This is a genomic window from Pseudoxanthomonas sp. PXM03 (assembly GCF_014852005.1).
Taxonomy (GTDB): Bacteria; Pseudomonadota; Gammaproteobacteria; order Xanthomonadales; family Xanthomonadaceae; genus Pseudoxanthomonas_A.
Genome location: NZ_JACVAU010000001.1, coordinates 324,907 through 348,216, shown reverse-complemented (window position 1 = coordinate 348,216; position 23,310 = coordinate 324,907). Strand labels below are relative to the sequence as shown.

Below are 23,310 nucleotides of genomic sequence, written 5' to 3'. Positions count from 1 at the left end.
CCGACTTCTTCGCGGAACACTCTCGCGAAGTGAAATCTACTGATGCAGGCGATCTTCGCAATCTGGCCCAGACTGAGCTGTGAGCAGAAGTTGCTTTCTATGTAGGCTAGCGAGCGATTGACGCCTCTCGTCCTGGCGGCATGTCTTGGATCTTGCTCACGCCTGATCGTGAGGCCAAGCGTCGCCTTTAAGTCAGTCTGGAGAGAGAGAATTTCCATAAGAATGAGGTCGCTAAGCCCTTGACATGTCTTCGGCTATTGCTTCAGATCGTATGGCCGAACTGCACTTCAAACCCAAGTAATCGTTTGCTTTCGTACGAGCAGCTCCAAGGGCGAGTGATCGCCCCTGGAGCAGTTGGATCAGCTGAGCTTCTCTGGGGCGAGCTGCTCCAGCAGGCCATAGAAATCGAAGTACGAATCTGCGCGAACGATCTTTTCGTCCTTGAGGCGGTACACATCGCAGAAATTGACCTGCATTGCTCGGCCAGTCGGCTGCAGCACACCTGCGGGGGAGTTGAATACGCCCTGGTGCGTGCCGCGTCCGATGCCTTGGGCAATGACGTAATCGTCAATCGCGACCAGGCTACGGACTTCGCAGGTCGCATCGGGGAAGATATTGAACCAGCTCGCCCAAGGGTCGATGATGGCGTTCACTCCATAGGTCGTGAAGTCAAACGGCACATCCAGCCACTCGCTCTCGGTCGCGCCGAATCCAGCGATGGTCTGCAGATCCTTCTCGTTGACAGCCTTGTACAGGCTGCGAATCAGGGCTTCATTCGTTTCGTTCTTCATGTCATGTACTCCATGGTGGCGGGTAATAGGTCGTGCTCCGACCGTGAGTTCATGCTAGGTCGACAGCGCGAAGCTGCTAATGCCGCTTCCTTTCGAACCCTTGCCAAATCCTCTAAATTCACCGTCTTTCCGGGGGCAACTGCTATCGGTCAGAAGCAATCAGCGGTGGGTGACCTCGCAGACGCCTCAGGGGGCCCGAACGCGTTCGTACCGGCATGGACATCTCGATCGCTGCGTTCAGGAACCGCTCTTCTTCCAACAGTCAGCGTTTTCCGTCGCCGTACCAAAAAGCTGTGGATCGCTTGGTGACGGACTTGGGATGACGCCCAGCTGGCGAAGACCCGTCATCCAATCCTCCGAATGCCATGTATGGACTATCTTTCCGTCTTTGAACTCGTGGATGTCGATTGCCTGGATGGAAAGCTTTCCATGGCGAGGCTCGAATCCGAGAAATGATCCACAGTGAGTACCGGTGATGTGGGAACGAACAACGACCTTGTTCCCTTCCTGAATCATGTCTTTGACTTCAATATCGAAGTCTGGGAAAACGGTCGTAAGGTAGACGAGCAAGTTCATCCCAGTCTGCTTACCACCTCGTTCCTCGGAAGGGGTCTCATACCAGTCATCCGCCAGGACCGTGCCGAGCAACTCCGGGTCATGAAGGCTGAAGGCCTGGTACCAGATGGCAGCACCCGGTCTGTTATCAACTTCTTGAGCATTCCCGGAAAAGGCTGCAAGAAGCGTAGCTAGTGCGAGCGCGAACCTACCCAACGGTTGCCATGTCCTCTTGTTGTTCACGGTAACAACACCATGGGTCCAATCTTTCGACGGGAGGCAATCTCGGAGTGCGCCAATGCGGCGGCCTCCAACGGATATGTCGAAGGCGTGTATTCCCCGAACGTGCCCTCTCTGAAGGCTTGGAACACGTCGGCAACTGCAGCTCCAAGACGGCCTTGTAGGTGTTGCGCCATGGGACCCCCAACGAGGTGTACGTTGCGTTTGGCAAGCTCGGCCTGATCGACCTCTGGAGAACCAGAGGCTGCGCCGACAGTTACGATCGTGCCACCGTCTTTCACCGAGGCGGCTGACGTAGCGAAGGTGACCCTTCCGACAAACTCATACACCACATCGGCCCCGGTCGGAAGGAGCTCACTCAGTTGCCTTTGAAACCCGGAATCGTTCGATAGCAGAGCATGATCCACCGAGCCGCTTATAAGCTCGAGCTTGTCCGGCGAGCCGGTGGTGCCAATCACAAAGGCCCCCTTTGCTCGCGCCCACCGCGCGACGAGTAGCCCCACGTTGCTCGAGGCGCCTTGGATAAGGACCCTATCTCCGGACTGAAGGTTGTAGAACCCATTCAAAGCGGCCCAAGCGGTCAGACCCTTGGTGAGAATCGTCGCCACTTGCAAGGCAGTCAGATCGTCGGGAACGGCAATGAGGTCTGCGGCATTGATCAGGCGCACGCCAGCGTAACTGCCAGGCGACAGGAAGTAGGCCACGCGGTCGCCCACTTGCACGGACTCGACGCCAGGACCAAGCTCTTCAACGACTCCCGCCCCCTCTACACCCGTTACGCCCGGCAGAGACATGGGAAACACGCCCTTCCGGAAGATCGTGTCGATGAAGTTCACCCCGACGGCCTCTTGGCGCAGCCGTACTTGTCCTGCTTGTGGAGCTCCTACGCGCTCCTCTTCAACAACTAGAACTTCCGGGCCGCCATACTGGTGAAAGCGAATTGTGGTGCTCATCTTGTTGTCCGGTTTGCTTGGCAAAGGATCGAGCGCAAAGACTAGGCGTCACCAAGACGGCTTTGAAGCCTATGTCTATCGATGCGATCCATCTTATGACTCGATAGGTGAGCTCTGGCTAGGTGGCCCCGCGCGTCTGCGCTAGCTTCGCATCTACGCTCAGGAAGCCCGGACCGTAAGCAAGGATCTGTAGGAATCCTCCGGCCATGGTGAGGTTTTTGAAGAAGTGGATGAACTGGTTCTGATCGATGAAGTTCCGATGGAAGCTCACGGCAGTGACAAGACAGAATATGGCGAGAGCACCCGCGACCAGACGGGTTCGATAGCCCAAGACGAGCGCTATACCACCCGCGATCTCAATCACGATGGCAATGAGCAGCGCTACTTGCGGCAGCGGCAGACCAGCCGCAGCTATGAAGGCCGCGGTTGCACCAGGATTCGTGACCTTTCCCACGCCCGAAATAATGAAGATCGTGGCCATGAGGAGGCGCCCGGATAGTGCGAGCGCCGAGCCGTAGAAGCTGGCATCGACAAGCTTATTGCTAGTGATGGGGGTGATCATTGTGCAATCTCTGATAGTTGACGCACGCTGTGCTGGCGCGCTTACAGCACTGACAGCAAGCCGCCGTCGACGAGTAGGGGAACGCCAGTCACGTAGCTCGACATGTCGGAACCGAGCCACACCACTGCATCAGCAATCTCCGAAGGTTTTCCAAGGCGGCGTAGAGGTGTTCTCTGCCTAAAGCCTTCCGATGCTTCGGCCACCCCTGGGGTATTCCGCAGCAGGGCTGTGTCGATAGTGCCAGGGCAGACCGAGTTGACCCGAATGCCAGACGGGCCGAGTGCATCAGCCAACGCCTTTGCCATCAGTACAACGCCACCCTTGCTGGTCGAGTAGGCTACGGTCATCCCCGCGCCTGAAACCCCGCCCATGCTGGCCATCAACACAATACTTCCTGGCTTGGAAAGCGCCTGCATCTGGCGTGCCGCCGCTTGAGCGCTGAACAGGACGCCATCAAGGTTGACGGACATCAGTCGACGGTAGTCGTCCTCAGCAACATCAGCGCCATCCGAGCGTAGCGTTATCCCGGCATTGCACACCATGAGATCAACCCCGCCAAACTGCTCGGATTCGGCGAGAAGCGCATCGACTTCGGCGCGCTGGCTTACATTGGTGCGCACAAAAATTGCAGGAACACCCAACGACTGGATCTCACTTGTTGTGGTTGGCCCGCCTTCACGCGGAGCCTCCACCAGGTCTGAGACAACGACAGCCTTCGCGCCGTGCTGTGCCACACCGACTGCGATCGCGCGTCCTATGCCGCTTGCCGCGCCCGTTACGACGACCACTTTACCTGCAAGCAAGGCCGTCATTTCTCACTCTCCTTGGCTGGCGCCAGTTCTCGCTGAAACGACTGAAAGGCGGACTCTTTTGTCTTTGCCTCCAACTGCGCCTGGAAAGTTGCGAAATCAGCGACCTCCCAGTGCTCGGCGAGCTTTCCCCGCTCAATGCGATAGATCTGGAAGGCGCGAAAGTCCACCTTGTTACCCGTCGCCTTCAGGCCACCGAAGTCAGCCCTGTGGGTGCCTGATACCCGGTTCATGACCGCGACGCGATCACCCTCGGCAACGATCTGCTCAATCGTCCAGGTGAAGTCGGGGAAGCTGGCCTTCAATCCTTCGAGATAGCTCTTGATCACGTGGATGCCAGGAGCCTGCCCCTCGAGCCGGTCACCGTAGTCTGCAGTGACTATCTGATCGAGCTGACTGAAGTCGGCTCGATTAAAGGCGTCAAAGTATCTGAGCACTACCGCCTTGTTGGCCTCGATGTCAGTATCTGGCTGTCTGGCTTCTGCATGCTGAAGAGAGCCAATGACGATAAGGAAGATGGAGCCTATTGCTGCAATGGACGATTTCATCTGGCTCTCGGGTTTAATGTGCACAAGGATTTGATCAGGGAATCAGAGGAAGTCCGCCGAGTTGCTGCATTAGCGAGAAGAGGTTTGCCACGCCCCAGTGGTCTGTGATCTTCCCGTCGCGTACACGCATGGCATCAACCGTTTCGAACTGGATCTTCCGTCCTGTGGGCGCGATTCCGAAGAGTGGGCCCCGATGAGTTCCGTGGTACGTTTTGAACGTGGTCACGATGTCGCCATCCACGGCCTGCCAATGAATGACGGGGTTGAAGTCGGGGAATGCCTCGCGAAGGCGGTGATACAGAATCCGGACGCCATCCTTGTCGGGTGTGGTGCCAGGCTGCGGGGTATGGTCGACAAAGTCATCGGCGAAAAGCTCTTCGAATAATGCGAAGTCGCCTTGCCCTTGCACCCGCTCAGTGTTGGTCCGGACAATGACCTTGATGGCCTCGGCGGTGATCATGTTGGTCATACGATGACTCCAATAGTTGTCGACAAGACGCTCGCTTGCGAGCGCCCCGCACTGCGCGGTTGTCAGTCAAAAAGCTTGGCCGCCGTTCGTGCAACCAGTTCGCCCTGATGGCGCGCACCTGCCAGATCGATTTCAGTCGGCTGCCGCGATCCGTCTCCGCCGGCAACCGTCGTCGCCCCATAGGGTGCACCTCCGACGATTTCATCCACGGTCATCTGTCCCTGATGGCTGTAGGGCAAACCGACGATCGTCATGCCGAAATGAAGGAGATTCGTGATGATCGAGAACAGCGTAGCTTCCTGGCCCCCGTGCTGGGTGGCCGTAGACGTGAACGCCGCGCCGACTTTGCCATTGAGTGCACCGCGGGCCCACAGGCCGCCGGTTTGATCCAGAAACGCCGCCATCTGGGAAGTGATCCGTCCGTAGCGCGTGCCCGTGCCGATCACAATGGCGTCGTAGTCTTCAAGCTCGGCAACCGTGGCGATCGGTGCCTGCTGATCAAGCTTGTAGTGGCTCTTGCGCGCGATATCTTCAGGAACCGTTTCCGGAACCCTCCGGATATCGACGGTAGCGCCAGCACTTTGTGCGCCTTCCGCCACGGCCTGGGCCATCTTTTCGATATGGCCATAAGAGGAGTAGTAAAGAACGAGAACTTTTGCCACGTGAATCTCCACTGTTGTACCGCGACACGTTGACGGCCACTGTCTGCGGCCGATGGGGCGTCAAACTGGAGTCAGACGCCTGGACCGGACATGCCTGCGAGGAGCTGGAACTCCCATGCCAGGTTGGTAGCGGTAGCGCCCCCGTGCTCCAGAAGTGCGGGGATCAGCTTGGCTGCGGACTCTTCGCGCGCCCAGTCCCGCTGTAGCTCCGACGCGAACACGATCCAGGTCATGGGCACTGCACCAGCCTGAATCATGCGAGCGATGCCCATCTCGTGAGCTTCAACGCTCGTTCCGCCTGACGCGTCAGTGACGAAATAGACTTCATAGCCATCGCCAAGCGCGTGGATGACCGGGAACGCAAGACATACCTCAGTCCACAGAGCGGCGATCACTACTTTCTTTCGACCGGTCTTCCTAACCCATTCGACACAAGCAGGGTCTTCCCACGTATTGATCGTGGTGCGGTTGATTGGCTTCTGCTCTGGAAATACGTCCAGAAGCGGCTTCACGATGTACCCGCCACGATCCTCTACTACGCTGGTCAACAGGGTGGGAACATCGAAGACCTTTGCGGTCTTCGCCAAGGCAACCACGTTGTTCATGAGCAGTGCGGCGTCAATGTTCTTTACGCCACTGAACTGAAACGGCTGATGATCGATCAACAGCAGGACGCAGTTGTCCGGAGTGATAAGGGCTTCTTTACCGACCTTGCCCTGGGTTGAGCTGCTCATATGCGCCTCGTGCGTGGGTGTGAAGCCCACGTTACGGCGCTATCTCGACAACGGTAATCCGTCATAGGCGTAGATTGTGGTTACGCCTTTTGGCTAATGGCTACCCATACTCGTGCAGCAGGGAGAGGGAACCACTGCTCGACCATCAATCGAGATGGATGATGCCCCGCTTGAGTGCGATCACAACCGCTTCCGTTCGATCTTGTGCTCGGAGTTTACTTAGCAAATGGAGGACATGGACCTTGACCGTCGCCTCTGTCCTGTGGATATGAGATGCGATTTCCTTGTTCCGAAGTCCTTTTGCCATCAGTTGAAGAACTTCAAGCTCTCGGTCGGTCAGTTCAACCCGAGGAACGTACTGAGCGAGCCTCCGCGCCACCGCATCCGGGAGAATCCAGCCTTGGGTCCAAACCGCCCGTACAGCGTCCGCAACCTCGTTCCTTAGGACATCTTTGAGGAGGTAGCCTCGTGCACCCGCCTCCAGGGCCCGATGTATGTCTGTGTCGCCCTGGTACGTGGTCAAGGCGATGATCTTCGCTGCCGGAGACTCTTCCAGTATCTTCGTGATGGCTTCCACGCCACTCATCACGGGCATGCTCAGATCCATCAAGGTTACGTCGGGTTGATGAACGCGGTACGCATCAAGTGCAGCTGCCCCATCTCCCGCCTCGCCCACAAGCTCTAGATCCGCATGCAACGCCAACACCGCTGCCAGCCCATCTCGGTAGATAGGATGGTCATCGACCGCCAGGATGCGAATCCGCTGGGGTCTTCCATTGACGGCCAGTGGCTGCTTGGTTGTGACGGACATAGTCTGATGGTGTTCCAGTTGGGGCCTGACGGCAATTCACCGATTGGTTAAATTTTTAGCCCGAAAGGCCCTGCTAAGCCCGGCTGCCGGGTAGGAGGCCCCAGCGAAGCCAGCGCCGGCGGGGTACCTGAATGCCTATAGTGGTGCCCACGCCCGGCTGGCTTTCCACCTCGACGTGAGCGCCTATAGCTTTGGCGCGCTCCTGCATTCCCTGGAGACCCCAATGGCCGTTGCGCCGCCTGGCCTCGTCCACATCAAACCCCGCACCATCGTCGGTCACGGTGATATAGAGCGCTTGCCATGTGTACACCAGTTTGATTACCACGATAGAGGCGCCGGCATGCTTGCGTACATTGACGAGTGCCTCTTCAACCATTGCCAGACACTGCTGTCGTACGCTTAGAGATAGCTCGTACGTTGTTCCCTGTGCGGGCGCAAAGTTCACTACTGCTCCAGTGTCCGCCAGAATGCGGTGAGCGCTGAGTTGTAGAGAGGCTGCGAGATCGTCAGCCTCATTGGGAAGCCGGATATCCCAAACAACCTTTCGTGCATCGGTCAACGTTCTGTCCACCAACCCCAGGATGCGATCAAGGCTGGCTCTCTCCGGCGAGTGAGTACCCAATCGTTGGTCAACTGCATGCAGCTGAAGGGCGATTCCTCCGAAGCCCTGAAGGAGCGAATCGTGAATATCGCGGGCGAGACGGGTTCGCTCTTCCATGATCGCAGCACCGCGAATGCGAAGTGCCGCGCGGTGATACATCCAAAGCACCAGGGTTAGGCTCAGTATCACCAAGCCTATAAACCAAGCGGTGAGATAGAACGGCGCCAGTACGCGAAGAGAAATACTGGCTTCTGTCGGCGACCATTGTCCTCGCACGTCCTTTGCAGACACGCGGAACTTGTAAGTTCCGGGCGCAAGACGTGTGTAGGAAGCCACCCGCTGTGTGCCCGCATCGATCCAGTCAGGATCGAATCCGTCCAAACGGTACCGAAAGCGGACATCTGGCCCATGAGTGAGGTCAACACCCGTATAGCGGATATCTATGCGACGGCTTCCCGGCTCAATGACCAAGCTGTCTAGATCGCTTTTCCGTGTGCCGTCGACAAAAGCTTCATCGATGTAAACCTTAGGCGCTGCGCCTATAGGCTTGGCCGTTTCTGGATTCAGCGCCACGATGCCGTGGCCCATGGCAAACCACAATTTGCCGTTCGGATCTCGATAGGACCATGGATGTGGCCATGCAGCGGGATCTCCGCCTGGCAGACCGTCAAGGGGTTTGAAACTACCCACGTCAAGAAGACTGGCAAGTTTGCCGTCAGCTACAGAGATCAGCTCTTCAATCTTGATGCGGGTGAGGCCACCCAATTGCCCTAGCCAAAGCCGGCCTACTCCGTCGGTTTCTCCCGCACCAACCCAACTCTCAGGCAGACCTTCTTCAACCGCGACGATGGTCGTGCGACCGCCTCCCACGCGGACTAGACCTTCGTCGGAGCCAACCCAAACCGTTCCCTTAGGTGCTTCGAAGATGACATTCGGCCTGATACCCGTCTGCTGAGGCATCGGCCATTGGGTAAAGGTCTGATGTCCGGCAGGGTCGATGCGGGTCACGCCAGTCAAACTTGCGACCCAGACTGCTCCGGCAGCATCCTGAAAAAGACGAAGGATGAAGTCATCCTTCTGCTCGATAGGCTCAAGCTGCCCGTCGTGCCCGCGATAGAGGCCGCGCCACGTCGCGATCCAAAGGGCACCGGATGTGTCCTCGAGTAGATCTGTAACTGGTGGCAGTCCTTTGACCCCCCCCAAAACGCTCGTGTTGCCACCCGAATAGCGAGAGACGACACCGTTCGGGCGTCCGACCCATACACCACCTTTTCGTGCCGGCGCCAGGGAGAGCACCAGATCGGCCGGGCTTTTGCCTACACGGCGGAAGGACGAGGCTGCATCTCGGATGTGCCCATGGAACAGCCCCCCGGTGGGCGGCGCCAACCAGACCCCTCCCTCATTGTCTCGTACCATTCCGCCGGGCATGTCACTGGGCAGCCCCGTTCGCGCGGTGAAAGCTTCCACCTGCAGTGGTCGGAATCGATTCAAACCATCACGGGTTGCGACCCACATATTGCCTTGGTGATCGGGCAGGATGTCGATGATTCGATCATCTGAAAGTCCGTCTGCCCTGGTGAAAGAAGAGAACTCCTTGCCATCAAACCAATGCAGGCCGGCACCATATGACCCCACCCACATCCTGCCGTCGGTGTCTTCTGCCAAGGCAGTAACAGCACCGAAGCCATTAGTCGTTGGTAGCGGAAAGTAGTCGATGCGATCTCCCTTCCATCTTGCAATCGCCGTCTGCGTGCCGAACCAAACAGCGCCATCGCGAGTAGCGTAAACGCGACTTGGATCTTGCACTTGGGCCCCATCTGGCAGCCGGATACGCTTCAGTTGCCCGTCGCGTATTCGATAGATTGCCCCCTCTCCAGCGGCGATCCAGATATCACCATTGTTGTCCACCGTCATGCTACTGCCCGAGTAGCTCACAAGCGTCCCCTCAAGTTCGCGTTGCTTGCCACTTCGATCGATGACAAATACGCGACCGCTTCGGGTCACCGCCCACAACCTGTTCTGCGGATCGACGGCGGCGGCGTTAACGATGTCTGACTTGAAAGCAGCGTTCGTCGCAATCAGCTTGACGTTGTCACCAGCGACGCGAAAAAGGCCGCTACCACTCCCAACCCAAAGGCCGCCGTCTCGGTCCTGGGCAAGTGGAATGGTAATGAGGCGCGTATGTCCTCGGAGAGCGGGCGAATTCTCTGCCGTGAATGCCTTGAACCGAACGCCGTCAAATCGGACCAAGCCTGATTGCGAAGACAGCCAGAGGTAGCCTTCTCGCGTCTGTACTAGGTTTGACGTGAAGGCCAGCCTTACCTCTTCCTGCGAGCGCCAGGTATCGACCTTATAGCGATCAACGATGACTGAGGCTTGCTGTGCGCAAGCTTGTTGAGCAGGCACGGTCAAGAACAGCGCCTTCAACACAAGGTATAGAAACAACTTCCTCACAGTACTACTTCTCATCTAAGGACCTTACTCCCACCCTGATCAGGGTGGGTACGAATACGAATGCAGTACTAGTGCTTGAGCGCCTCAATGAATGCGCGCCCTATGGGACCTGGCGGCGCATCCTTTCGATATACCGCCTGCATCTCAAGGCTGGCGCGTGTCTTTGCGTTTGCATGCGTTCGAATCTCGATGAGCAGCCCTTTATCCAAGTCGTCCTGAACCATGTGCACGGGCATATGACCCCAACCAAAGCCGGCGCGCAGAAAGGCGTGCTTTGCCCCGAGGTCCGCCAATCGCCACACGAGTGGCGAGATCACGCCAAATGACCGGCCGGACGTTAGCGATGTACGGTCCGTCAGTACAAGCTGAACATGCTTGCTGAGCTCGGCATTTGGAAGCGGCTTCTTGCTTGTAGCCAACGCATGCTGTGGCGAAACGACGGTAGCAAATGGAACCAGGGCCAGTGGCTCGGCAGTCAGTTCCTCCGGCACCGTTGGGAGGGATCCAATGACACCGATGCGGCAGGATCCGTCCAGAACAGGCTGAACCACGCCACCTAGCGCCTCAACGTAAAGCCGCAATGGCGTTTTCGGAAACAAATGCTGACATTGACCCATGGCGTGGGTAATGGCAGACATGGGGTACATGACGTCCATCACCGCTGAAAGCTCGGGCTCCAAGCCCTCTCGCATAGACCGCGCCCTGGCTTTGAAGTCATCCATGTGATCGGCGACGGCACGTGCATCACGCAACAGGAACTGCCCCTCTTCGGTCAGCTGTGGATAGCGCCCGCTGCGATCGAATAGGGCAACGCCCAATTGGCCCTCAAGATTGGCCAAGGTATGACTGACTACCGACTGGGCTCGCCTGAGCTTGCGTCCGGCCGCTGAAAAGCTGCCCTGCTCTGCAGCTGCAATGAAGGTCCGTAGCTGGTCCAACGTGACTCCGTCGAGCATGTATCTACCCCTTGGATGGATTACATCTTTAAATATAGGCTACCAACATACATCCGACGAGCCTAATTTGGCGGCACCTCCACTGAGATGCCGCCATGACCCGCTTGACACTCAAGACACCGAAGCCCGAGACGCTCTCCCCCGCGCGCCGGATCGTCTTCCAAGGCCGCGGCAATACCCGCGGCCCGATCACCAGGTTGGTCAACCCGTCCGACTTGGGCCAACTTATCAAGCCGTTTGTGTTCCTGGATTACGGCGAGCTTCCCCCTACCGGCGACACGTTCTTCGGGATCCATCCGCATTCGGGTATTGCCACGCTCACTGTTGCGCTCAGCGGTGGCCTCCAGTACGAGGACACCACCGGCCAAGCCGGTCAGGTACCGGCCGGCGGCCTCGAGTGGATGAAGGCCGGTGCTGGGGCCTGGCATGACGGAAGGGTCTACACCTCCGACCCGCTAAGGTTCTTCCAACTGTGGTTGGCGCTGCCGGCAGCTCTTGAGAACTCTCCTGCCGAGGGCCAGTACATCCCTCCCGAGCAGGTGCAAAGCGAAGGGCCGGTCACGGTCGTGCTAGGACAGTACGGCCAAGCGCGCAGCCCCATCCGCGCGCCCGAGAACATCAACTACTTCCATGTCCGTCTCGAAGACGGCGAAACGTGGCGTTATCAGCCGCCTCAAGGACACACCGTCGGTTGGATTTCCGTGTATGAGGGTGCGGCACATACGCCTGATGTCATCAACGCTGGAGATATCGCGGTCTTCGACGAATCTGACGCAGCGCTGGAGTTCACCGCGCACGGAAAGACTTCCTTCGTGATCGGCACCGCGATCAAGCACCCACACGATCTGGTGACCGGGTACTACTCGGTCCACACCAATCCGAATGCTCTTGAGAAAGGCGAAGCCGAGATCAAGCGCATTGGCGAAATCCTTCGTGCAGCGGGTCGCCTTCGCTAAGTTCAAGCGATTCATAACATCTACTTACAAACCAAACACTATTCCACAGGAGATACAACATGTCCGCCATCGCTAACACAACGCCCAGCAGCCACACTTTCGCCCGCAATGGTGCCGAGTTCGTTGGGCGCATCCTTCTCGTCGTGCTCTTTCTCATGTCCGGCCTGGGCAAGATCAGCGCCTATGAGGCGACGGCTGGCTATATGGCCTCTATGGGCGTACCCGGAGTTGCACTTCCAGCCGTTATCGCTCTGGAAGTGTTGGGGGCGGCAGCCATCATCCTCGGCTTCAAGACGCGCATCATTGCCGCGCTTCTGGCTGGCTTCACATTGGTCACAGGACTGGTCTTCCACAACAACTTTGCGGATCAGATGCAGACGATCATGTTTCTGAAGAACATCTCGATCGCCGGTGCATTCCTGCTACTGGTAGCGAATGGCGCCGGCCGATTCAGCATCGATGCCAAATCCGGCAAGTAAGCCTCTCCTCCTGCGCGTCGGTCATACCCGGCGCCACTACTGAGCACTCTCATGAATTACGCAATCATTGGTTCAGGCGCTATCGGTAGCGCTCTCGCGACCCAGTTCGCTCGTGCTTCCATCCGCGTGAAAGTAGCGAACTCACGAGGCCCTACCTCGCTGCATGAACTCAGTCGTAAGTTTGGGGATTACATCGAGCCAGCCTCTAGCGAGCAGGCTCTGCGGGCAGACATCGTCATTCTCGCTGTTCCCTTCTCCGCAGCACCGCAAGTTCTCGCTAACTCAAGCGATTGGAAAGGCCGCATCTTGGTCGACGCGACCAATGCAATCGAGTTTCCTTCCTTTCGCCCTATCGATCTGGGAGACAGACTCTCCAGCCAGGTAATAAGTTCATTGGTACCGGAAGCGCAGGTTGTAAAGGCTTTCAACACCCTGCCTGCCGCCGTTCTAGCCCAAGACCCTGTCAAGAATGGCGGTCGACGGACGCTTTTCGTTTCCGGCGATCACGTCGATGCCAACCACCAGATCGCGTCCCTGGTCGAGCAGCTTGGTTTCAGCGCCATTGACCTGGGCTCGCTCAACCAAGGGGGACGGCTTCAGCATTTCGGCGGACCTCTTATGGTTCACAACTTGATCAAGTACTGAGGAAACCTGTCATGACCACTTATACCGAACGGTCCGACTTCAGCGGAAAGACCGTTCTCGTCACAGGTGCCGGCTCAGGTATCGGCCGGGAAGCCACTCTGGGGTTCGCACGCCGAGGCGCTTTGGTCTTCGCAGCCGACGTCAACAGTGAAGGCTTGAACCAGACACTCGTCCTTAGTGAAGCCCTGGCTGGCTCCGTGCGCACCAAGCAGGTGGACGTCTCTAAAGAGGCTCAGGTAGCGGGCCTGTTGTCATATATCGAAGCCGAGTCCGGGAGACTGGACGTCGCGTTCAACAACGCCGGGATCACTGGCGGGGCATACCGCATCGAAGATTACCCGACGGATGACTTCACGCGCGTTCTAGACATCAACCTCAAGAGTGTGTTCCTTGGCTTAAAGTACGAGGTCCCACTCATGCTGCGAAGCGATGGTGGCTCTATCGTCAACACCGCATCTGTCGCTGCCTTGACGGGACCCGGCGGCATGTCGGCCTATGCTGCCTCCAAGCATGGCGTCCATGGTTTGACACGGGTAGCCGCTATGGAGAATGCAGCGCGAGGCATCCGCGTCAACGCGATAGCGCCAGGCTGGACCGAAACCCCTATGGTCGTCGCAAACAGCCAGCAGAATCCCGCTTTCGCGGAGCTGGCACGAAAGGCCATCCCCGCTAAGCGTGGCGCCACTCCGGCCGAGATTGCCGACGCAGCGATCTGGTTGAGCAGCGCTGAAGCGAGCTACCTGCATGGGCATCTTCTGGTGGTCGATGGCGGCATGACGATTGGCGGCTTCGAGATCTAACTCATAAGAGACCCACCTCAAGAGGTCTCGTAATCTTAGTCAATCACCACGGCGTGGAGATGAGCGCTCTCCAGCTCCACTATTGGTGCTCAGTAGATTCATTCTCTTTTCACCCTGCCCCGGCTAAGGAAACGCCGCGTTCTTGAAACACTTCTCGCGCTACGGCGAGCCCGTTAATGGTTGCTGGAAATCCGGCATACACGGCCATCTGCAAGATGGTCTCGGTGATCGCCTGGGGCGTGCATCCAACATTCAGTGCACCGTTGATGTGGACCTTCAGTTGGGCGGCTGCAGTGCCCAAAGCAGTTAGGGCAGCGATGGTGGCGATCTGACGCGTCGGTTTGTCCAGTCCCGACCGGGACATGACATCGCCATAGGCGAATGCAACGATCCAGTCTGCAAAGTCGGGCGCTATGTCTTTGAGACTCTCGACCACACTTTGGCCGCTCTGACCGGTAATGCTTTGAATCGTCGCAAGACCGGTGGCAAGTCTATCTGTCTGGTTTGGCATCTTCGGTCTCCTTTTACTACTTCGATTTACTGTTCACTGAAAGCGACCAGGTCGCTATGCGTACTGGCTTGGCGCATGATGGCAAGCGGCGCGTACTCCTCGGACGTGAGTAGCCCACGAATCGCCGCCATGTTCGGAAACTCCAGAAGAATCATGTTGCGCGGGATCCAGTTGCCCTCGAAGTAGACAGGCGTGGCGTCGATGACCAGCGGCTTCCCGCCGAACTTCTCCACAAGGGGTAGCGCACGGCGACGGTACTCCTCGATCGTGTATTCGTCTTGAATCTCGATGTTTCCCACTAGATAAGCGGCCATTTTCAGCCTTCTCCTGTTTGGTTAGTTCATTTTTCATCGTTGACGGTAGAGCACCATGCCGGCGTGATAGAGGATGTCATCTACAAACTCGCCGTCTGCGGTGAAGCCCGTATCGTCGACGTAGTCGATGTGGTTGCCTGTGATGGAATAGCGGCCTTGGTAGGCGCTCTGCTTGCGGCCCCTCGCTTCGTCGTAGCGGCCATTGGGCAGCAGCTCGTGACGTATATACCCGTCCGCAGTCACCCACATGCCTGCATAGGGATGGTTTGTGTTCGTCGTCATGTTCATATGCTCAGTACGGGCTGGCGGTGGGTCGGACAATTAGTTCGCTGACATCGACATCGTCCGGTTGGTCAATCGCGTAGGCGATGGCACGAGCGATGGCTTCCGGCGAAAGCGCGATGCGGCGGAAGGACTTCATGGCGTCCCGGGCCTGTGCATCGGAGATGGAATCCGCCAGCTCCGACTCCACCACCCCGGGAGAAACCACCGTCACCCGGACCTTGTCCGTCTCCTGACGTAGCCCCTCGGAAATGGCGCGGACCGCGAACTTGGTGGCGCAGTAGACGGCGGCAGTGGGCGATACGGCATGGCCCCCAATGGAAGAGACGTTGATCACATGCCCGCTACCGCGGGCTTCCATGCCAGGCAGAGCAGCCGCGATACCGTGCAGCACACCCCGCACATTGACATCGATCATGCGGTCCCATTCGTCGACCTTGAGCGCACTGAGCGGCGACAGCGGCATCACGCCAGCATTGTTCACGATGACATCGGGCGGGCCGCAGAGGGATTCGGCGAATGCGATGAACGCTCGCATGTCCTCCAAGCGGGTAACGTCCAGTGCGCGATACTCAGCTTGGCCACCTGCCGTGCGGATCTCCGACGCGAGGGCCTCCAATCGCTCGGTGCGGCGCGCCCCCAGGACCAGGCGATGGCCTCGTGCGGCCAGCAGCCGCGCGGTGGCCTCTCCGATGCCACTGCTTGCGCCCGTGACCAGGACTACTTTGGAATTGGGAATGGCATTCATGTGTAGGGTTCCTTATTGGATGTGCGCTCTTTCGGCGCGGGAAACGGCTGCGTTGAAGAAGATCAGGACTAGCCATGCGACTAACCGAGTCATTAGGCGATCCTCAGTTGGTTCCGGGGTGGCCTTACTGCGACCAGATGGAGTCATCGTAGGAGCGTCCGCTGCCAGCGCTAAGACCGGATCTTCTGCCGACCTTGCCTATTCCTATCCGTTGGTTTTGCCCGCTAGCGCTCTGTGGTGATATATGGTCCGCACCCTCGGAAGGAGAGCTTTATGGGTTCGAATTTTTCTACACCGAAAGGCTTACTGCGCGCCGCGAGGATGGCCGAACTGATCGATCAGCTCGCACCAGCGGAGGGTTACACGCGGTCGGCCTTGGAGGGGGTGACGCTCATGCGCTCCAATCGCTCGCTGCCAAGGACACCCGCCCTCTACGAGCCAAGCATCGTCATCGTGGCGCAGGGCAGGAAGCGGGGCTTCCATGGCGGCAATGCCTACGTGTATGACGCGCAGCAGTACCTGGTCTTGTCGGTGCCGCTTCCCTTCGACATCGAGACTGAAGCTACACCTCAAGAGCCCATGTTGGGCGTTGCGCTTCGCATCGATCAGAGCGCTACCGCTGAGCTGGCCCTGGCAAGTGACGAGATCGAGCCGGAGCAGGTGATCGCGCCTCAGACCCTGTTCGCAACGGCGGTAGACGAGCGGATCGGCGACGCCACGATCCGGTTGTTGGAGGCACTGGCTCATCCCACCGATGCCCGGATACTGGCACCGGGCATCGTGCGGGAGATCACGTACAGGGTCTTGATGGGTAATCAAGGCGGAAGCCTGCGTGCGGCGCTGACGCAAGGCGGCCACTTCGCCCGCATCGGCAAGGCATTGCGGCGCATCCACGATCACTTCGACGAGGCGTTGGATGTGGCCACGCTGGCAAGGGACGCCAACATGAGCGTTCCTGCGTTCCATCTCCATTTCAAGGCCGTCACCCAGACCAGCCCCCTGCAATACATCAAGGCCATGCGCCTGCACCAAGCGCGGCTGCTCATGATTCGCAATGGACTGAGCGCGGCCAGCGCCTCCGAGCGCGTCGGATACGAGAGCAGCTCGCAGTTCAGCCGGGAGTTCAAGCGCCTGTTCGGTCGCAGCCCGCTGGAGGAAGCGCGATATCTCAAGGATGTGCTCAGTGTCTCCCCGCAGGCGGTCGTCGCCTCGCAACAACGCACTCTGAGCTCCTGACGATCATGTCAACCGACACCGGCCAAACTTCTGCAGAAGCCCTGGATGCACGGGTGCCCGGGATCCGGGTTGCCACGGCGAACGGGCGCGCCTGGAAGGACTTGTTGATCCAGGTGTTCCAGCGCAACAGCCACCAGGACTGCCTGCTGATCCCGGCGGTACCCGAACCCTTGATCGTCTGGGTGCTGTCGGGAGATGCGAACGTGGAAGAGCGGGAGCTCGACGGTCAGTGGGTCGCGCACCAGGTGACGGCCGGTGACTTCTTCCTGACAAACGCACCGCAGCCGTACGAGCTGCGGTGGCAGGCGAGAGGCGAACAGCCTTTCACGGTGATGCACCTGCACCTTGGGCTCACTCTTTTGCAACGCGCGACGATCGAAGTGCTGGGTGAAGGTGTGCACTTGGCACTGAGGGACGCGTCAGGCGAAAAGGACCCCGTCCTATCGGCGCTTCTTGAGCCGCTTCGGACAGAGCTCATGTCACCCGGGGAGCCGAGCCCATTGTTAGTGCAAGGACTGGCCCAGAGTCTGGCGGTACATCTCGTCCGCCGCTACGGAAGCGCCAGTGAAGCGGAGCCTCGTGCGCGTGGCGGCCTGCCCGCATTCAAGCTCCGTCGGGTGACCGAGGCGATGGAGGCGCAGTTGGACCAGGAGTTCCAGTTAGAGAAGTTGGCCAGGAGCTCGGGTTTGAGCGAATTCCATTTTGCACGCGCGTTCAAGAGGAGTACGGGCTATACGCCGTCGCAGTACTTCATCCGGCTGCGCATGGAACGTGCCCGCCAGTTGCTGCGTGAGACGGACCGCCCTGTCATCGAGGTTGCGCTCGAGGTCGGCTACACGAGCGCCAGTCATTTTTCACAGGTCTTCCGGAGAGAAGCAGGGGTCACACCCAGCGAGTACCGGGGCAGGAACTGACCGCAAGATCCCGACAGATTGAGCAGGATCGCCAGAGATCGCCCATAGGGAAAGGCGCAATTTATGCCTCGTGCTGAAACCGACCTCCCCATCGGTGGCACGTATCCCCAAGGTGAATCTCATGAATCTCAACGGAAAAATCGCACTCGTCACGGGTGCATCGAGTGGTATCGGTGCCGCCACCGCAATCAAGCTGGCAGCACAGGGCGTCAAGGTCGGCCTGGCTGCCCGTCGCGTCGATCGGCTGGAGGCGCTCGTGCGCCAGATCAAGACGGCCGGCGGCGAGGCCCTGGCCATTGAAATGGACGTCGTCGATCCCGCGTCGGTGCAGGCGGGTGTGGATGAACTGGTCAAGGCCTACGGCACCGTCGACATCCTGTTCAACAACGCCGGCCTGATGCCGATCTCCGATGTCGAAACCCTTAAGACCGACGAATGGGCGAGGATGGTCGATGTCAACATCAAGGGCGTGCTCAACAGTACGGCGGCTGTGCTGCCGATCATGCAGAAGCAGCGCTCCGGCCACATCTTCAATACCTCTTCGATCGCCGGTCGCAAGGTGTTCGCAGGCCTCACGGTCTACTGTGCCACCAAGCATGCCGTCACCGCCTTCTCCGAGGGTCTGCGCCTGGAAATCGGCAAGAAGCACAACATCCGCGTGACCTGCATCCAGCCCGGCGCCGTCGATACGGAGCTCTTCGAGCATGTCACCGACAAGGGTTACCGCGACCAGATGGAAGGGCTGCGGGATCAGATGGCGTTCCTCAAGGCCGACGACATCGCCGACACCCTCCTGTTCGCGCTGCAGGCGCCGGACTACGTCAACGTGGCCGAGCTGTTCGTTCTCCCGACCGATCAGCCCTGGTAATTCCACTACATCGTCACGATGCGGCCGCCGCAGCTGCGGCGGTCGCTTTCGAGGTTGAGCATGAAAATAGTCAGCAAAGTTGCATTCTTCGCCGCCAGCAAAGGTCGCGAACAACATCTTGGCGAGCGCCTGCTCCAGCTGGTTTCGCGATCCACGTCAGAGCCTGGAAACTTGCGTTACGAGGTACTGCAGGACACCAGCGATGACGGAATATGGATCGTTCTTGAGGATTGGTGTTCAGAGGCCGATTTTGACGCACATATGGCTACGCCCTACGTATGCTCGTTTCTAGCCGAGGTGCCGGACCTCTGCGATGGTGATCCCGACATTCGCACTTACCGTAAGTGCTCGCCCCCTCCGAGTGGGCATCAGGCCCTGGAGAACGAGCAATGAGCACTTCAGCAAAGAAGCGGAATTTTCCTCTTGATCAGGTAAGGCGCCACTTGGAGCCGGGGCCGATCGTGTTGGTTAGCTCAAGGTGGAGAGGTAACGAGAACATCATGGTAATGGGTTGGCACATGATACTTGGCTTTTCGCCGGCGCTCTTCGGCTGCTACATTTGGGAGGGCAACCACAGCTACGCGATGCTGCGTCAAAGCCGTGAGTGCGTGATTAACATTCCGACGCTAGACATGCTCGATGCGGTAGTCGGCATTGGCAACTCCAGCGCATCGAGCGGTATCAACAAGTTCCATGAGTTCGGTCTGACTCCTGAACCGGCGCTCTCAGTTAAAGCGCCATTGATTCGGGAGTGCTATGCCAGCTTCGAGTGCAGGCTTGTTGATGATCGGCAGATCGACGAGTACGGCCTCTTCATCTGGGAGATCGTACAGGCCCATGTGGCCGCCAATCCCAAGTGTCCGCAGACTCTGCACTACCGCGGCGAAGGCGAGTTTGTGGTGCCAGGGAGCTACGTGAGCCGTCATTCTGACTTCAAGCCCCAGAACTTATGAAGAGAGTCGGAGTGCTCCGCGCAAGATCATCGCGGCCCAACCTGGCGTCCCGTCGACAGGTTGGTATGGCCGCTCTTGGCCGCGGATTCATATGATCGATGCAACACACAGATAGCTGCGTAGGCAGCAGGAGTGTTGCAGATGAAGCGCAGGAAGAGGATCTACTACACCGACACCCAGAAGGCACTGATGTGGGATCGCTGGCAGCAGGGCGAGTCCCTACACCAGATCGCATCCTTGTTTGATCGGCACCACAGCTGCGTGCGGAACATCCTGGCCGAGCACGGCGGCATTCGTCCGCCGGTGAGGCGAAGGTCTCCAAGGATGCTGAGCTTGGCCGAGCGCGAGGAGATCTCCCGCGGCTTGGCGGCGGGACGATCGATCCGCACGATAGCTGTGTCGCTGGGGCGAGCCCCTTCCACAATCAGCCGCGAGATCGGGCGCAACGAAGGCCGTGAAGGCTATCGAGCCAGCCAGGCAGACCAGGCTGCTTAGGGCCGGGCGCGGCGTCCCAAGCCCTGTAAGCTGGCGCTGCATCGAGCCTTGGCTGCTCGCGTGGCAGAGAAGATCCAGCGGCAGTGGTCGCCTGAGCAGGTGGCCGGCTGGCTCAAACGCACCTATCCCGATGATGCGAGCCGTCAGGTGTCCCACGAGACGATCTATCGCACGCTCTACATCCAGTCGCGCGGAGCCTTGAAACAGGAGCTGCTCGCGCACCTGAGGCGCACGCGGGCGATGCGTCGTTCACGACATCACACCCAGAAGACAGAGAACCACGGCCGGATTACCGACACTGTCTCGATCAGTAAGCGGCCGGCCAATGCCGAAGATCGGGCCGTGCCGGGGCACTGGGAAGGCGACCTGCTGTTCGGTGACCGGAACAGTCAGATCGCCACGCTGGTGGAGCGGCAGACCCGCTATCTGATGTTGGTGAAGGTGGCAGGCAAGGACACCGAGACCGTGATCAACGCACTGATCAAGAACGCACGCCGCCTGCCGAAGCAGCTGTACCGGTCGCTGACCTGGGATCGGGGCAAGGAAATGGCGGCGCACCGCCGCTTCACCTTGGCCACGGACATCCAGGTCTACTTCTGCGATCCGCATCATCCCTGGCAGCGCGGTACCAACGAGAACACCAACGGCCTACTGCGGCAGTACTTCCCAAAGGGCATCAACCTCGCCGATGTCTCACAGGCCAAGCTGGACGGCGTGGCACGCCAGCTCAACGAACGGCCACGCAAGACGCTCGGCTACGAAACACCGGCAGAGCGATATCGACAAACTGTTGCGTCGATCAGTTGAATCCAAGGTCGAAAGCCGCCAGAACGCCCCCATCTGGCCGTCATTCGGAGGCAAGTCGTTGCAACTATCGCCCTTTTTCATCGTAAGTTGAAACAACGTTTCAACTTACGGGGTCGGTACCAATCGCCGGAATTCAGACTACTTTTTGGTGGGCCCACCAGGACTCGAACCTGGAACCAAAGGATTATGAGTCCTCTGCTCTAACCATTGAGCTATAGGCCCCCAGCGCCAGGATTGTACCGGAGGCCACGGGTGCCGATGGCGCGTCGTCGGGTGCGGCGCGCAACGCCAGGGCGCGACTGAGGATGGCCGGAGGCGTGGACTCCTCGGGAATGCGCAGCCATCCTGCAGCACGCAGGCGCTGGCCGACCACGGTCGATGCCGTCAGGACGTTGATGGGGATGGACAGGACCATGCCCAGCACGACCGGCGCCATCCACGCGGCGAGCGCGGGCGACACCAGGTAGGCGACCACGCCGCTGCTCGCGCCGAACAACGTCAATCCCGCGTAACGGCGCACGAGGCTCGCGAGGGGCACGCTGCCGTCGTCGCGGCGCTGCGTCTCCCAGCCGGAATCCTGTCCGGCCAGTACTTCCGCCACCCCACGCGATTGCACGTACATGGTGACGGGCGCCATCAATGCCGCCATCACGGTTTCCAGCAATGCGCTGCCGATGATGCGCAGCCCACCGCCGCACTGCCGACGCAATGCCGGCTGCACCAGCGTGGCCATGCAACCCATCACCTTGGGCGCCAGCAGTACCGTCATCGTGAAGTAGAAAACCCAAAGGAAGCGGGCGGGATCGCCACCGCGCCAGTAGAGCGCAGGGGTGAAGCCTTCCAGATGCGGCTGGCTCAGGTTGAAGCCGGCCTGCTGCAAGGGGATGGCCAGGCCGACCAGCATCAGCATGGCCCACATCGGCGCAGTGAAATAGTGACCAATGCCGACCAGCAGGTGCAGCCGATGCATGCGGTGCAGGCCACGCGCCGGCAGCACCGCGCCGTGCTGCAGATTGCCCTGGCACCAGCGGCGGTCGCGCACCAGCATGTCCGTCAGTGAAGGCGGGCCTTCCTCGTAACTGCCACCCAGTCCCGGCGCCATGTGGATGGCCCAGCCACCGCGACGAAGCAGCGCGGCCTCCACGAAATCATGGCTGAGCACGGCCCCCTCGAACGGCTTGCCGCCGCGAAGATGGGGCAAGCCGGCGTGCCGGGCGAACGCTGCGGTCCGGATGATGGCGTTGTGCCCCCAGTAGTTGCCTTCCGCGCCATGCCACCAGGCGATGCCATGCGCGACCACCGGGCCATACACGCGGCCGGCGAACTGCTGCATGCGCGCGAAGAACGTGCGCCCATTGACGATCATCGGCAGCGTCTGGATCAGTGCAACGCTGGCGTTGCGTTCCATCGCATCCGCCAGACGGACCAGGGTGGCGCCGGTCATCAGGCTGTCGGCATCCAGGATCAGCATCTGCGGATACGCAGCGCCGAAACGCCGCACCCATTCGGCGATGTTGCCCGCCTTGCGCTCCGTGTTCTCGCGGCGACGGCGATAGAACACGCGTGCGTCGGCACCCAACCTGCGCCGCAGAGCCCGGACGGCCGCCACTTCCTGATGCCCAACTTCCGGGCGCGTGGTGTCGCTGAGGATGAAGAAGTCGAAGCGATCCCCTTGTCCCGTACCTTGCAGCGACTCATGCATCGCATGCAGGCCGGCCAGCACGCGATGCAGGTCTTCGTTGTAGGTCGGCAGCAGCAGGGCCGTGCGCGTCGATAGCACGGGAAGCGCCGCCGCGTCATCGATGCCGAGTGGATGCGGGCGTCGGCGCAACAGCAGCACGAAGCCAGCCAGTGCGCTGGAGAACGACAGCGCGATCCAGGCGAACAGCGCAACAAACAACGCGAGCAGCACGCCCTCCAGCACATTGATGCCGTCGCCGCGCAATACCCACCAGATCTGGTAGGTCGCGAACAGGGTCAGCGCGATCGCAGTACCCATTACCAGCGCACGCCGCCGCCTGATGGCGGGGGGCGATGTCGGCAGCGCTCTTGACGATAGACGGCCTGTCCGCAGGTCCTGTACCGGCATGGCAAGCGGCGATTCCGGGGGCAGCCACTCCTGCTGCAGCGGATCATCCACGCGATGTATGTTCATGG

25 protein-coding genes, 1 tRNA gene and 2 pseudogenes are annotated in these 23,310 nt (G+C 59.4%); 10 read left to right on the top strand and 18 right to left on the bottom strand.

What is annotated here, in order from left to right; translation table 11 throughout:
- Positions 1–359 precede the first annotated feature (359 nt).
- The 12 genes from IB223_RS01645 to IB223_RS01590 all read right to left on the bottom strand — a co-directional run bounded on the left by IB223_RS01645 (position 360) and on the right by IB223_RS01590 (position 11,145).
- A complete protein-coding gene (locus IB223_RS01645; protein WP_192199951.1) occupies positions 360–791 on the bottom strand; it encodes an ester cyclase in 432 nt (143 codons plus the stop codon).
- A gap of 237 nt (positions 792–1,028) precedes the next feature.
- Positions 1,029–1,589 (bottom strand): ester cyclase, encoded by a 561-nt coding sequence (locus IB223_RS01640; protein WP_192199950.1) that lies wholly within the window; start codon positions 1,587–1,589, stop codon positions 1,029–1,031.
- Positions 1,586–2,539, bottom strand: a complete 954-nt coding sequence (locus IB223_RS01635; RefSeq protein WP_192199949.1) for a zinc-binding dehydrogenase — start codon at positions 2,537–2,539, stop codon at positions 1,586–1,588. Before IB223_RS01635 ends, IB223_RS01640 begins: the two co-directional genes overlap by 4 nt.
- A 118-nt stretch (positions 2,540–2,657) precedes the next feature.
- A complete protein-coding gene (locus IB223_RS01630; RefSeq protein ID WP_192199948.1) occupies positions 2,658–3,101 on the bottom strand; it encodes a DoxX family protein in 444 nt (147 codons plus the stop codon).
- Between the two features lie 41 nt (positions 3,102–3,142).
- Complete coding sequence (locus IB223_RS01625; protein ID WP_192199947.1) at positions 3,143–3,913, bottom strand: SDR family oxidoreductase; 771 nt, start codon at positions 3,911–3,913, stop codon at positions 3,143–3,145.
- The gene (locus IB223_RS01620) at positions 3,910–4,458 is read right to left on the bottom strand and encodes an ester cyclase (RefSeq protein ID WP_192199946.1); all 549 of its coding nucleotides are present in this window, start codon (positions 4,456–4,458) and stop codon (positions 3,910–3,912) included. The genes IB223_RS01625 and IB223_RS01620 overlap by 4 nt, the downstream gene beginning before the upstream one ends.
- Positions 4,459–4,492: 34 nt before the next feature.
- Entirely contained in the window at positions 4,493–4,927 is a 435-nt protein-coding gene (locus IB223_RS01615; RefSeq protein ID WP_192199945.1) for an ester cyclase, read from the bottom strand.
- A gap of 62 nt (positions 4,928–4,989) precedes the next feature.
- The gene (gene wrbA, locus IB223_RS01610) at positions 4,990–5,589 is read right to left on the bottom strand and encodes an NAD(P)H:quinone oxidoreductase (RefSeq protein WP_192199944.1); all 600 of its coding nucleotides are present in this window, start codon (positions 5,587–5,589) and stop codon (positions 4,990–4,992) included.
- A gap of 71 nt (positions 5,590–5,660) precedes the next feature.
- Positions 5,661–6,323, bottom strand: a complete 663-nt coding sequence (locus IB223_RS01605) for a hydrolase (RefSeq protein ID WP_192199943.1) — start codon at positions 6,321–6,323, stop codon at positions 5,661–5,663.
- Positions 6,324–6,468: 145 nt separating this feature from the next.
- Positions 6,469–7,134, bottom strand: a complete 666-nt coding sequence (locus IB223_RS01600; protein WP_192199942.1) for a response regulator transcription factor — start codon at positions 7,132–7,134, stop codon at positions 6,469–6,471.
- 73 nt (positions 7,135–7,207) lie between these two features.
- On the bottom strand, positions 7,208–10,162 hold the full coding sequence (locus IB223_RS01595) for a sensor histidine kinase (protein ID WP_192199941.1): 2,955 nt from the start codon (positions 10,160–10,162) through the stop codon (positions 7,208–7,210).
- A 95-nt stretch (positions 10,163–10,257) separates the two neighbouring features.
- Complete coding sequence (locus IB223_RS01590) at positions 10,258–11,145, bottom strand: LysR family transcriptional regulator (protein WP_192199940.1); 888 nt, start codon at positions 11,143–11,145, stop codon at positions 10,258–10,260.
- Positions 11,146–11,240: 95 nt separating this feature from the next.
- Between IB223_RS01590 and IB223_RS01585 the strand changes: the two genes are divergently transcribed.
- The 4 genes from IB223_RS01585 to IB223_RS01570 are packed head-to-tail and all read left to right on the top strand — an operon-like array spanning position 11,241 to position 14,025.
- Positions 11,241–12,101: a pirin family protein gene (locus IB223_RS01585; RefSeq protein ID WP_192199939.1), complete on the top strand. Its 861-nt coding sequence runs from the start codon at positions 11,241–11,243 to the stop codon at positions 12,099–12,101.
- Positions 12,102–12,160: 59 nt separating this feature from the next.
- On the top strand, positions 12,161–12,580 hold the full coding sequence (locus IB223_RS01580) for a DoxX family protein (RefSeq protein ID WP_192199938.1): 420 nt from the start codon (positions 12,161–12,163) through the stop codon (positions 12,578–12,580).
- A 51-nt stretch (positions 12,581–12,631) separates the two neighbouring features.
- Positions 12,632–13,225, top strand: a complete 594-nt coding sequence (locus tag IB223_RS01575; protein ID WP_192199937.1) for an NADPH-dependent F420 reductase — start codon at positions 12,632–12,634, stop codon at positions 13,223–13,225.
- 11 nt (positions 13,226–13,236) lie between these two features.
- Positions 13,237–14,025: an SDR family NAD(P)-dependent oxidoreductase gene (locus tag IB223_RS01570; protein ID WP_192199936.1), complete on the top strand. Its 789-nt coding sequence runs from the start codon at positions 13,237–13,239 to the stop codon at positions 14,023–14,025.
- A 109-nt stretch (positions 14,026–14,134) separates the two neighbouring features.
- Here IB223_RS01570 and IB223_RS01565 read toward each other — a convergent pair whose 3' ends face one another.
- The 4 genes and pseudogenes from IB223_RS01565 to IB223_RS01550 form a co-directional block, all read right to left on the bottom strand.
- Positions 14,135–14,536, bottom strand: a complete 402-nt coding sequence (locus IB223_RS01565) for a carboxymuconolactone decarboxylase family protein (RefSeq protein ID WP_192199935.1) — start codon at positions 14,534–14,536, stop codon at positions 14,135–14,137.
- Positions 14,537–14,562: 26 nt separating this feature from the next.
- On the bottom strand, positions 14,563–14,850 hold the full coding sequence (locus IB223_RS01560) for a DUF1330 domain-containing protein (RefSeq protein WP_192199934.1): 288 nt from the start codon (positions 14,848–14,850) through the stop codon (positions 14,563–14,565).
- A 33-nt stretch (positions 14,851–14,883) separates the two neighbouring features.
- Positions 14,884–15,114 (bottom strand): annotated as a pseudogene (locus IB223_RS01555) (Atu4866 domain-containing protein); the annotation flags it as partial.
- A 28-nt stretch (positions 15,115–15,142) separates the two neighbouring features.
- On the bottom strand, positions 15,143–15,880 hold the full coding sequence (locus tag IB223_RS01550) for an SDR family oxidoreductase (RefSeq protein WP_192199932.1): 738 nt from the start codon (positions 15,878–15,880) through the stop codon (positions 15,143–15,145).
- A 273-nt stretch (positions 15,881–16,153) separates the two neighbouring features.
- Between IB223_RS01550 and IB223_RS01545 the strand changes: the two genes are divergently transcribed.
- From IB223_RS01545 to IB223_RS01520, 6 genes and pseudogenes are all read left to right on the top strand, one after another.
- The gene (locus IB223_RS01545) at positions 16,154–17,116 is read left to right on the top strand and encodes an AraC family transcriptional regulator (protein WP_225590752.1); all 963 of its coding nucleotides are present in this window, start codon (positions 16,154–16,156) and stop codon (positions 17,114–17,116) included.
- A 5-nt stretch (positions 17,117–17,121) separates the two neighbouring features.
- Complete coding sequence (locus tag IB223_RS01540; RefSeq protein WP_192199931.1) at positions 17,122–18,030, top strand: helix-turn-helix domain-containing protein; 909 nt, start codon at positions 17,122–17,124, stop codon at positions 18,028–18,030.
- A 121-nt stretch (positions 18,031–18,151) separates the two neighbouring features.
- A complete protein-coding gene (locus tag IB223_RS01535; RefSeq protein ID WP_192199930.1) occupies positions 18,152–18,898 on the top strand; it encodes an SDR family oxidoreductase in 747 nt (248 codons plus the stop codon).
- A 60-nt stretch (positions 18,899–18,958) separates the two neighbouring features.
- On the top strand, positions 18,959–19,291 hold the full coding sequence (locus tag IB223_RS01530) for a putative quinol monooxygenase (protein ID WP_192199929.1): 333 nt from the start codon (positions 18,959–18,961) through the stop codon (positions 19,289–19,291).
- Positions 19,288–19,851 carry a flavin reductase family protein gene (locus IB223_RS01525; RefSeq protein ID WP_192199928.1) on the top strand — a complete coding sequence of 188 codons (564 nt, stop codon included), beginning with the start codon at positions 19,288–19,290 and terminating at the stop codon, positions 19,849–19,851. The genes IB223_RS01530 and IB223_RS01525 overlap by 4 nt, the downstream gene beginning before the upstream one ends.
- Before the next feature lie 141 nt (positions 19,852–19,992).
- Positions 19,993–21,153: pseudogene (locus tag IB223_RS01520) on the top strand (IS30 family transposase).
- 146 nt (positions 21,154–21,299) lie between these two features.
- Here IB223_RS01520 and IB223_RS01515 read toward each other — a convergent pair.
- Both IB223_RS01515 and mdoH read right to left on the bottom strand, forming a co-directional pair.
- A tRNA-Ile gene (locus tag IB223_RS01515) sits at positions 21,300–21,375 on the bottom strand.
- A complete protein-coding gene (gene mdoH / locus IB223_RS01510) occupies positions 21,338–23,308 on the bottom strand; it encodes a glucans biosynthesis glucosyltransferase MdoH (protein WP_192201197.1) in 1,971 nt (656 codons plus the stop codon). The genes IB223_RS01515 and mdoH overlap by 38 nt, the downstream gene beginning before the upstream one ends.
- Positions 23,309–23,310: the final 2 nt, after the last annotated feature.

Bases quoted from the DNA above. Each gene is read 5' to 3' on its own strand.
- IB223_RS01645 (WP_192199951.1), bottom strand. From the start codon at position 791: ATGAAGAACGAAACGAATGAAGCCCTGATTCGCAGCCTGTACAAGGCT.
- IB223_RS01635 (WP_192199949.1), bottom strand. From the start codon at position 2,539: ATGAGCACCACAATTCGCTTTCACCAGTATGGCGGCCCGGAAGTTCTA.
- IB223_RS01630 (WP_192199948.1), bottom strand. From the start codon at position 3,101: ATGATCACCCCCATCACTAGCAATAAGCTTGTCGATGCCAGCTTCTAC.
- IB223_RS01625 (WP_192199947.1), bottom strand. From the start codon at position 3,913: ATGACGGCCTTGCTTGCAGGTAAAGTGGTCGTCGTAACGGGCGCGGCA.
- IB223_RS01620 (WP_192199946.1), bottom strand. From the start codon at position 4,458: ATGAAATCGTCCATTGCAGCAATAGGCTCCATCTTCCTTATCGTCATT.
- IB223_RS01615 (WP_192199945.1), bottom strand. From the start codon at position 4,927: ATGACCAACATGATCACCGCCGAGGCCATCAAGGTCATTGTCCGGACC.
- IB223_RS01605 (WP_192199943.1), bottom strand. From the start codon at position 6,323: ATGAGCAGCTCAACCCAGGGCAAGGTCGGTAAAGAAGCCCTTATCACT.
- IB223_RS01600 (WP_192199942.1), bottom strand. From the start codon at position 7,134: ATGTCCGTCACAACCAAGCAGCCACTGGCCGTCAATGGAAGACCCCAG.
- IB223_RS01590 (WP_192199940.1), bottom strand. From the start codon at position 11,145: ATGCTCGACGGAGTCACGTTGGACCAGCTACGGACCTTCATTGCAGCT.
- IB223_RS01585 (WP_192199939.1), top strand. From the start codon at position 11,241: ATGACCCGCTTGACACTCAAGACACCGAAGCCCGAGACGCTCTCCCCC.
- IB223_RS01580 (WP_192199938.1), top strand. From the start codon at position 12,161: ATGTCCGCCATCGCTAACACAACGCCCAGCAGCCACACTTTCGCCCGC.
- IB223_RS01575 (WP_192199937.1), top strand. From the start codon at position 12,632: ATGAATTACGCAATCATTGGTTCAGGCGCTATCGGTAGCGCTCTCGCG.
- IB223_RS01570 (WP_192199936.1), top strand. From the start codon at position 13,237: ATGACCACTTATACCGAACGGTCCGACTTCAGCGGAAAGACCGTTCTC.
- IB223_RS01565 (WP_192199935.1), bottom strand. From the start codon at position 14,536: ATGCCAAACCAGACAGATAGACTTGCCACCGGTCTTGCGACGATTCAA.
- IB223_RS01560 (WP_192199934.1), bottom strand. From the start codon at position 14,850: ATGGCCGCTTATCTAGTGGGAAACATCGAGATTCAAGACGAATACACG.
- IB223_RS01550 (WP_192199932.1), bottom strand. From the start codon at position 15,880: ATGAATGCCATTCCCAATTCCAAAGTAGTCCTGGTCACGGGCGCAAGC.
- IB223_RS01545 (WP_225590752.1), top strand. From the start codon at position 16,154: ATGGGTTCGAATTTTTCTACACCGAAAGGCTTACTGCGCGCCGCGAGG.
- IB223_RS01540 (WP_192199931.1), top strand. From the start codon at position 17,122: ATGTCAACCGACACCGGCCAAACTTCTGCAGAAGCCCTGGATGCACGG.
- IB223_RS01535 (WP_192199930.1), top strand. From the start codon at position 18,152: ATGAATCTCAACGGAAAAATCGCACTCGTCACGGGTGCATCGAGTGGT.
- IB223_RS01530 (WP_192199929.1), top strand. From the start codon at position 18,959: ATGAAAATAGTCAGCAAAGTTGCATTCTTCGCCGCCAGCAAAGGTCGC.
- IB223_RS01525 (WP_192199928.1), top strand. From the start codon at position 19,288: ATGAGCACTTCAGCAAAGAAGCGGAATTTTCCTCTTGATCAGGTAAGG.
- mdoH (WP_192201197.1), bottom strand. From the start codon at position 23,308: ATGAACATACATCGCGTGGATGATCCGCTGCAGCAGGAGTGGCTGCCC.